The organism is Tannerella sp. (genome assembly GCF_052170195.1).
Taxonomy (GTDB): Bacteria; Bacteroidota; Bacteroidia; order Bacteroidales; family Tannerellaceae; genus Tannerella.
Genome location: NZ_JBQNAZ010000072.1, coordinates 1 through 6800, shown reverse-complemented (window position 1 = coordinate 6800; position 6800 = coordinate 1). Strand labels below are relative to the sequence as shown.

Annotated in this window: 7 protein-coding genes, 1 pseudogene and 1 riboswitch; of the genes and pseudogenes, 3 read left to right on the top strand and 5 right to left on the bottom strand. The window is 45.5% G+C overall.

Annotated elements, in window-relative coordinates; all coding sequences use genetic code 11:
- Positions 1-68: 68 nt before the first annotated feature.
- Complete coding sequence (locus tag ACTTKA_RS11815; RefSeq protein WP_442725183.1) at positions 69-836, bottom strand: EFR1 family ferrodoxin; 768 nt, start codon at positions 834-836, stop codon at positions 69-71.
- A 3-nt stretch (positions 837-839) separates the two neighbouring features.
- The gene (locus tag ACTTKA_RS11810; RefSeq protein ID WP_442725182.1) at positions 840-1475 is read right to left on the bottom strand and encodes a DUF3256 family protein; all 636 of its coding nucleotides are present in this window, start codon (positions 1473-1475) and stop codon (positions 840-842) included.
- A gap of 86 nt (positions 1476-1561) precedes the next feature.
- A riboswitch (cobalamin riboswitch) is annotated at positions 1562-1756 on the top strand.
- Positions 1757-1797: 41 nt separating this feature from the next.
- On the opposite strand from ACTTKA_RS11810, the gene ACTTKA_RS11805 reads away from it, so the two are divergent.
- Genes ACTTKA_RS11805 through ACTTKA_RS11795 form a run of 3 tightly spaced genes read left to right on the top strand, consistent with a single transcriptional unit; the run spans position 1798 to position 4987 of the window.
- Entirely contained in the window at positions 1798-2943 is a 1146-nt protein-coding gene (locus ACTTKA_RS11805; protein WP_046825545.1) for an ABC transporter substrate-binding protein, read from the top strand.
- The gene (locus tag ACTTKA_RS11800; RefSeq protein ID WP_442725181.1) at positions 2940-3977 is read left to right on the top strand and encodes an iron chelate uptake ABC transporter family permease subunit; all 1038 of its coding nucleotides are present in this window, start codon (positions 2940-2942) and stop codon (positions 3975-3977) included. Before ACTTKA_RS11805 ends, ACTTKA_RS11800 begins: the two co-directional genes overlap by 4 nt.
- On the top strand, positions 3974-4987 hold the full coding sequence (locus ACTTKA_RS11795; protein ID WP_442725180.1) for an ABC transporter ATP-binding protein: 1014 nt from the start codon (positions 3974-3976) through the stop codon (positions 4985-4987). The genes ACTTKA_RS11800 and ACTTKA_RS11795 overlap by 4 nt, the downstream gene beginning before the upstream one ends.
- A 152-nt stretch (positions 4988-5139) precedes the next feature.
- On the opposite strand, the gene ACTTKA_RS11790 is transcribed toward ACTTKA_RS11795, so the two are convergent.
- The 3 genes and pseudogenes from ACTTKA_RS11790 to ACTTKA_RS11780 all read right to left on the bottom strand — a co-directional run bounded on the left by ACTTKA_RS11790 (position 5140) and on the right by ACTTKA_RS11780 (position 6736).
- Entirely contained in the window at positions 5140-5652 is a 513-nt protein-coding gene (locus ACTTKA_RS11790; protein WP_442725179.1) for an SRPBCC family protein, read from the bottom strand.
- A gap of 3 nt (positions 5653-5655) precedes the next feature.
- Positions 5656-6204, bottom strand: a pseudogene (locus tag ACTTKA_RS11785) (ATP-binding protein); the annotation flags it as partial.
- Positions 6205-6244: 40 nt separating this feature from the next.
- Positions 6245-6736: a hypothetical protein gene (locus tag ACTTKA_RS11780; RefSeq protein ID WP_442725178.1), complete on the bottom strand. Its 492-nt coding sequence runs from the start codon at positions 6734-6736 to the stop codon at positions 6245-6247.
- Between the last annotated feature and the right edge of the window lie 64 nt (positions 6737-6800).

Sequence of the window (6800 nt, the reverse complement as noted above, 5' to 3'; positions counted from 1 at the left end):
AAGCTGCCGTGCAACAGTGTACGGAATCTCAAAAATACCTTTTAGAGGAAAGGTATACAATTCTATCATCAACGGAACGTATATCGTCCTTTTTTTTGAGTGGTCTTGCCATATTCGATGGCTCGAACAGGACAATGATGAATACATGCCAGACACTGTGTGCAATTTCTTCCCCAACGCGGTTTTTTATCGACCAGTGTAATGTTGGCAGTAGGGCACTGCGAGGCACAAAGAGAGCATGCGATGCAATCGTCGGTAGCATAAAACGGTCGGCTGTTCAGTGCATATTTGCAAAACAACGGATAGATCACCTTTGATTTCAGAAAAGGCATTGAACCGGTGATGTAACAATCTGCCGGCTCATCGTCGGCTATTGCTCGAATCAAGCTGGGAAGTTTTTCTTTCGCCCTCCTCTTCTTCTTTTCCTCCAATGCCTTATCATCTACGTCGAATCCGGGAAAAACAATGTAACTGTTCGGCATTTGCAAAGAATAGATGTGACGGCTTTTCCATCCCCGCTCTGCAAGCAGACGCTGAAACATCCGTCCTGTATATCCGCATTCGTCGCCACACGTAAAAATAGCGTATATCAATGGAGATTCATGAGAATCAAAGCGAACTCGACGAATAAAGTCCTTCACCAACGGAGGCACACCCCACGAATGCACCGGAAAGACAAAACCCACGCTTTCCCTTTCGGATAAAGAGAAAAACGGCTGCTTCAGCGTATCTTTCAGAAGATATTCCGACATAGAGATAAGTTGTTCGGAGAGAACATCGGCTACCGAACGCGCTACCCACAAAGAATTTCCCGTACCTGAAAAATAAAAAACCATCGCCTACTCAAAACGTCCCTTTGTCCACGTAAATACTTTCGGTTCCGTTTTGAAAAATTGCTTCGCTTTATCACGCATAGCAGTGTCAAGATAGTACAAGGTCGTATACTCGGCAGTCAACGTCTGCGCATCTTCGTTTAACCGGTAAACAAATAAATCCATATCAAGTGCCGCCATCACATCAAGAAAAGCAACATCGGTCGTATCAACATCCGGCAGAAGAAAGTCATCGACCGAGACAGGGCTATACAAGCCATCGTCAGGAAGCGGCTTCCAGTCTGTCGTAAAGAAATGAATACGACTATCGGATACGGGAGCCGAGACGGTGGTAACCATACAAATAATCCAGGTATGGTTGACTAATGGAAGGCGTCTCAGTTCAACAGTGCTTCGCCCGCTCGTCTGTATTTTCAGATAGTCGGGGGTAAGTTTCATCAATTGCGATGCGCCCTGCATCATGTTCTGCAGCTTGGCTTCTTTTCCTGCCCGGTACAGATTCACCAGATCCTTCCGCCACGCATCTTCCAACCCGATCGTATATTCATCCGGCATCTTCACAAACAGCTCGGCCATATCCTGCGCTCCGACACCTACTATTGTGCATGCTGCCAACAGCATACTTATTATCAATTGTTTCATCTTCCTTCTTTTTAACGAATGGAGGTTCAAAGGTAGGCATTTTTGCAAAAGAAGACAATTTTTTTTGTCATTGCTTTTGTTTGCACTACCTTTGCTTCTGCAAAGGTTTTTCGGTTCGTCATGCACGAAGTGAAATGAAAAGGGAATCCCGTGAGAATCGGGAACTATCCCCGTAGCTGTAAGTTCTATTTATGGAGCACAACCTCCGCCACTGGTGCAAAATCCGGGAAGGCGTGCTTTACGGAACAAGTCAGAAGACCTGCCTTTTGCATACAGAACGGACCACTTTCGGGTGAAAGAGCAACAATGGATAATAATAGAAATGAAAAAAAAATGGATTGTCTGTATCATGCTGATGTTATGGGCATCATGTCAGCAGACAGGCAAACGACAGACAGAGAAGAATACGGGAGATGCTACTGATAAAGAGCGAACGGAACAGATGCGCACTCGTTATGCACAAGGCTTCCGTATCACCTCTTCCGGTAAAATATGGCTTGTGGATATTCAAGACCCGCAAAAGGAAGAAGGCGCCTCATACCACTATGCTCTCGTCCCGAAAGCGGAAAAGGGACTACCGATTCCGGACAATTACGAGCCCATACCCATTCCTATAAGCAAAGTTGTTTGTATGACTTCGTTGCAACTATCGAATTTCATCAAGCTCGGCAGGCAGTACCTTGTGACGGGTATCACAAGCACACGCCATCTCTTCGACTCGAAGATGAACGAGCAGCTGAAAACAGGTCAAACACGCAAAATAGGAATCGAAGGGAATTTCGACACGGAGATCATCATCGGGATGGATCCGGAAATTATTCTGATCTCACCGTTTAAACGCGGAGGATATGAAGCCTTGAAAGAAACAGGCGTCCCCCTGATTCCTCATCTGGGCTACAAAGAGCTGACCCCGCTCGGACAGGCCGAATGGATCAGATTGATCGGATTGCTTACCGGTTGTGAAGAAGAAGCGAACCAATGTTTCGACGAAATTGAACGAAAATACAATGAACTGAAGGCGCTGACAGCCCATGTTGAAAAGCGTCCCATGGTGTTCAGTGGCGAGATGCGGGGAGGTAATTGGTATGCTGTAGGCGGAAAAAGTTTTCTGGCACAGCAATTTCGCGATGCCGGGGCTGATTACTTTCTGAAAGACGACACGCATTCCGGAGGACTTACACTCGATTTCGAGGCCGTCTACAGTCAGGCTGAAGGTGCTCAATATTGGCGCATCGTGAACAGTTTTGACGGAGCATTTTCCTACGACGCTTTGCGTAAAGAAGACAACCGATACGCTGATTTCAACGCCTTCCGTAACAAAGGGGTTATTTACTGCAACTTACGCAAACAACCGTTTTACGAAAGCGCCCCTTCGCAACCGGAAGTCATACTGGCCGACCTGATCAGGGTCTTCCATCCCGATCTGCTGCCCGATTACGAACCGGTATATTACCAATTACTGAAATGAAGCGATACACGGTTCTCGTACTTATCTTCATCTCGGTATCGATCGTATTCTTTTTCTTCCTCAACCTCGTACTGGGTTCCGTGCACATCCCCCTACGTTCGGTTTGGAACATTGTTTGCGGATCGGCGGAAGAACCCGTCGTATGGCAAAATATTGTCTGGAAGTCACGGGTACCTCAGTCAATTACGGCATTAGTAGCGGGAGCAGGACTATCCGTAAGCGGCCTGCAGATGCAAACCGTCTTTCGCAACCCGTTGGCAGGCCCTTCGGTGCTGGGTATCAGTTCAGGGGCAAGCCTCGGGGTAGCTTCGGTGATCCTGCTTTCGGGCAGTATCGGCGGCGTAGCATTGAGCAAATTAGGATACATCGGAGAGATTGCCTTGACCATCGCGGCTACGGCAGGCGCACTCTCGGTAATGACGCTGATCGTATTTGTCTCGCAAAAAGTCAAAGGAAGTGTGACTTTGCTGATTATCGGAGTGATGATCGGTTACGTTGCGAATGCGATTATCGGCGTATTCAAATACTTCAGTGTAGAAGAAGACATCCGCGCATACGTTATCTGGGGGCTGGGCAGTTTCGCACGTGTGTCGGGCAACCAGATGACGCTCTTCATCTACATTATGATCATATTGCTGCCACTGTCATTTCTGCTGATCAAAACCCTCAACCTGTTGCTTCTCGGCGATGGCTATGCCAAGAATCTGGGTCTGAATATCAAACGGGCACGGCTGTATGTCATCTCCTGTTCGGGAGTCCTTACAGCCATTGTGACAGCTTATTGCGGCCCGGTGATTTTTCTCGGGCTCGCCGTACCCCATTTGTGCCGAGGCTTGCTGCGTACCTCCGATCATCGCGTATTGATGCCCGCAGCCGTACTTACCGGTTCTTCACTGGCTCTGCTGTGCAACCTGATCGCACGCATGCCTGGCTTTGAAGGTGCATTGCCGGTCAACTCCATCACGGCGCTTATCGGTGCTCCGATCGTCGTATATGTCCTTTTCAGCAAACGTAAAAACGAAATGAGCGAATGAAACAGATGACCATCAACATTCGGGATTTGAGTATCGGATATCCCGACAAGCACGGCACGAAACTCGTGGCCTCTCATATTCATGCACAAATCAACAGCGGTGAACTGACATGTCTCTTGGGCACGAACGGCGTCGGGAAATCGACCCTGCTCCGGACCCTCTCCGCTTTTCAGGCACCGATTGATGGGGAAATTGAAATCCTCGGCCGTCCACTTTCGCAATACGACGATAAAAGGTTAGCGACGTTGATAGGTGTCGTACTGACAGAGAAATGCGACATCCGCAACATGACAGCCGAAGAGCTGATCGGCCTCGGACGAAGTCCGTACACCGGTTTTTGGGGTACCTTGAGGCAAAAAGACAAGGAAGCGGTACAGGAAGCTATCGAGTTGGTGAATATCACAGCGCTTGCCCAACGCATGGTGCATACGCTGAGTGACGGAGAACGCCAAAAGGTGATGATCGCAAAAGCACTGGCACAGGAAACACCTGTAATCTTCCTCGACGAACCCACAGCTTTCCTCGATTTTCCAAGTAAGGTTGAAATCATGCAATTGCTGCATAATTTGACACAAACAATTGACAAGACCGTTTTCATGTCGACCCACGACCTGGAACTGGCTTTGCAAATTGCCGATAAAATATGGCTGATGGATAAAGTCAACGGTATCGTTACCGGTACGCCCGAAGATCTTTCGCTCGAAGGCAAACTAAGTAGCTTCTTTTCGCGTAAAGGTATTACGTACGACACGGAGACTGGCTTCTTTCGTATCGACAATGTATTCCGCGCACAAATTCGTATCGAAGGACATGGAAATCGATACGCTATGGTACGCAAAGCCTTGCAGCGTAACGGTATTCTCGCACACCACCATATAGATAGCGACACCTATATCAGGACAGACGGCGAATCATCCTGTGGATTTGTGATCCATCATCCCGATGGAAAAACAACAGAGGTGCAAACAATTGAAGCATTATTGGACGCAATCCACTTGATTTTCCGATAAGCGAACGACGTAAAAAAAGCAGGAGATTTCCATCGGAACAGATTATTTATTCCTCTTTCTTAAACAAGTGTAAGTTGATTTACAGCGGATTGTAATTGTGTGGTGCAAATATGGTTTCTGAAATCGATTACAAACAATCGGTTATATTGTCTTTATTGCTCTGCTTTTTCAAGTTTTATTCGAGCTGTAAGTTCTTCTTGATATGTGGTCATAAACTTGTTTAAGTCCATAAAAACATACCCAACCAAACGATAGAACAGATTCTTGTATTCTATCTTTTCTGTTGCAGTGAATAGGGTTTTACCTCCTTCCATCGGTTCAAATGTTGCCTGCCATTCTCCTGTGAACATTTTACTATCCATCTCAAAACTGTAGAAAGAATGTGGTCTCTTCTCAAGTGTCTTGAATCGGATAGTTACGCCATTGGCAGTCTCTTCCCATTCTTCAATGTCCCCTTGGGTACAGATGATCTCCAAAGTATCCAGAGAACTTCTGTAATGCCATTCTTGATTGTTGGTCACGATAGCAAAAACGGCATCAACAGGGGCATTCAAAATGCACTGTTTTGTTTCTGTTCTGGTTCTTGGCAGAAGTGTCCCTATGAGCACGACAACCAATACAGGCAATAAAAGACCGCTCAATATTATATGCAACACATTCTTCACGTTCTATTTGACTATTATCCACTTACCTGCCTTTGTCGAGCCTTCGTGCTTAATGAGTCCTTGCTTAGTCATTTTCTCAATGTAATACTTTATTTTACCCGTTGAACAGCCAAGCATCATTTCCATTTCTCTTCGCGTCATCTCTGGATTTTGTTTGATTATATCCAACAGTTCTTCTTGGATGTTTCTTGGATGTTTCTTGGACGTTTCTTGGGTCTTTCTTGGGTCTTTCTTGGGCTTTTCTTGGGTAGTTTCTCCTCCAAAGCCTTCTTCAAAGTACTTTTGAGAAACGTTCTCAACTACTCGAAAAGCTGTAAGCAAAGAAAAATCAAAAAAGGCCTGCCCATTACCGTTTTCTTCCAACTCCTTCTGAACTCGATACACTCCACGGCTGAATTGGTTTACATAGTCCAAGACTTTCATTGCTTCGGCAATAAAGGGATTCCGATAATCACTCACATTGGGGAAATTGTCGGGACTGACCTTGCCGTATAAGCCGCCAGGATTTTGGATCTCGATGCGGTCGTCGTACTCATAAAACTGAATAGGAGAAGGCATAACACATAAAGATTTATAAACCCAATATTCATCATTACAACCCTTTCGGAACTAGACCTAAATTATTGATAGACTCATTTACAAACTGCAGAGACTCGTGTATTCTTAATACTTCCTCATAATCCCAAAATCTGACCTCATCCTTTATGGGTAAAGTTGCTATTTCTCTTTTTATTCTTTCGATTTGCTTTTGGTCTGTTACAGCGACTATTCCTTGAACTGCCTTATTGTTTTTAGATTTCATCAGATTTAGGATGAGACTATCAATAGAACCTGCAGTTTGAACTTCAAAAACATAAATGACACGCCCCATATTACCAATAGTAACTTCCCAGACGGCATCGACAACTGCTCCATCTGCAACTCTCTTTTCTACTTCTGCTCTAAAACCTAGACACCTGCCAATTTCTGCTACTTTGTCCCTGATATCATTATGGACAAAAGTAGCTTCTTTCGTGGAAGTTGGTAATAATTCCTTGGCTTTCTCTTTTAATATTGCTGCCGATTCTTTTATTTCTCCTTGCAACTCTTTCCAACTGAACCACTATGGATTGAAAATCCATAGGTTCGATTTCGACTAAAAGTCGTTT

What these genes read in the sequence shown, in the direction of transcription:
- ACTTKA_RS11805 (WP_046825545.1), top strand. Translation starts at nt 1,798, where the DNA reads ATGAAAAAAAAATGGATTGTCTGTATCATGCTGATGTTATGGGCATCA.
- ACTTKA_RS11800 (WP_442725181.1), top strand. Translation starts at nt 2,940, where the DNA reads ATGAAGCGATACACGGTTCTCGTACTTATCTTCATCTCGGTATCGATC.
- ACTTKA_RS11795 (WP_442725180.1), top strand. Translation starts at nt 3,974, where the DNA reads ATGAAACAGATGACCATCAACATTCGGGATTTGAGTATCGGATATCCC.
- ACTTKA_RS11815 (WP_442725183.1), bottom strand. Translation starts at nt 836, where the DNA reads ATGGTTTTTTATTTTTCAGGTACGGGAAATTCTTTGTGGGTAGCGCGT.
- ACTTKA_RS11810 (WP_442725182.1), bottom strand. Translation starts at nt 1,475, where the DNA reads ATGAAACAATTGATAATAAGTATGCTGTTGGCAGCATGCACAATAGTA.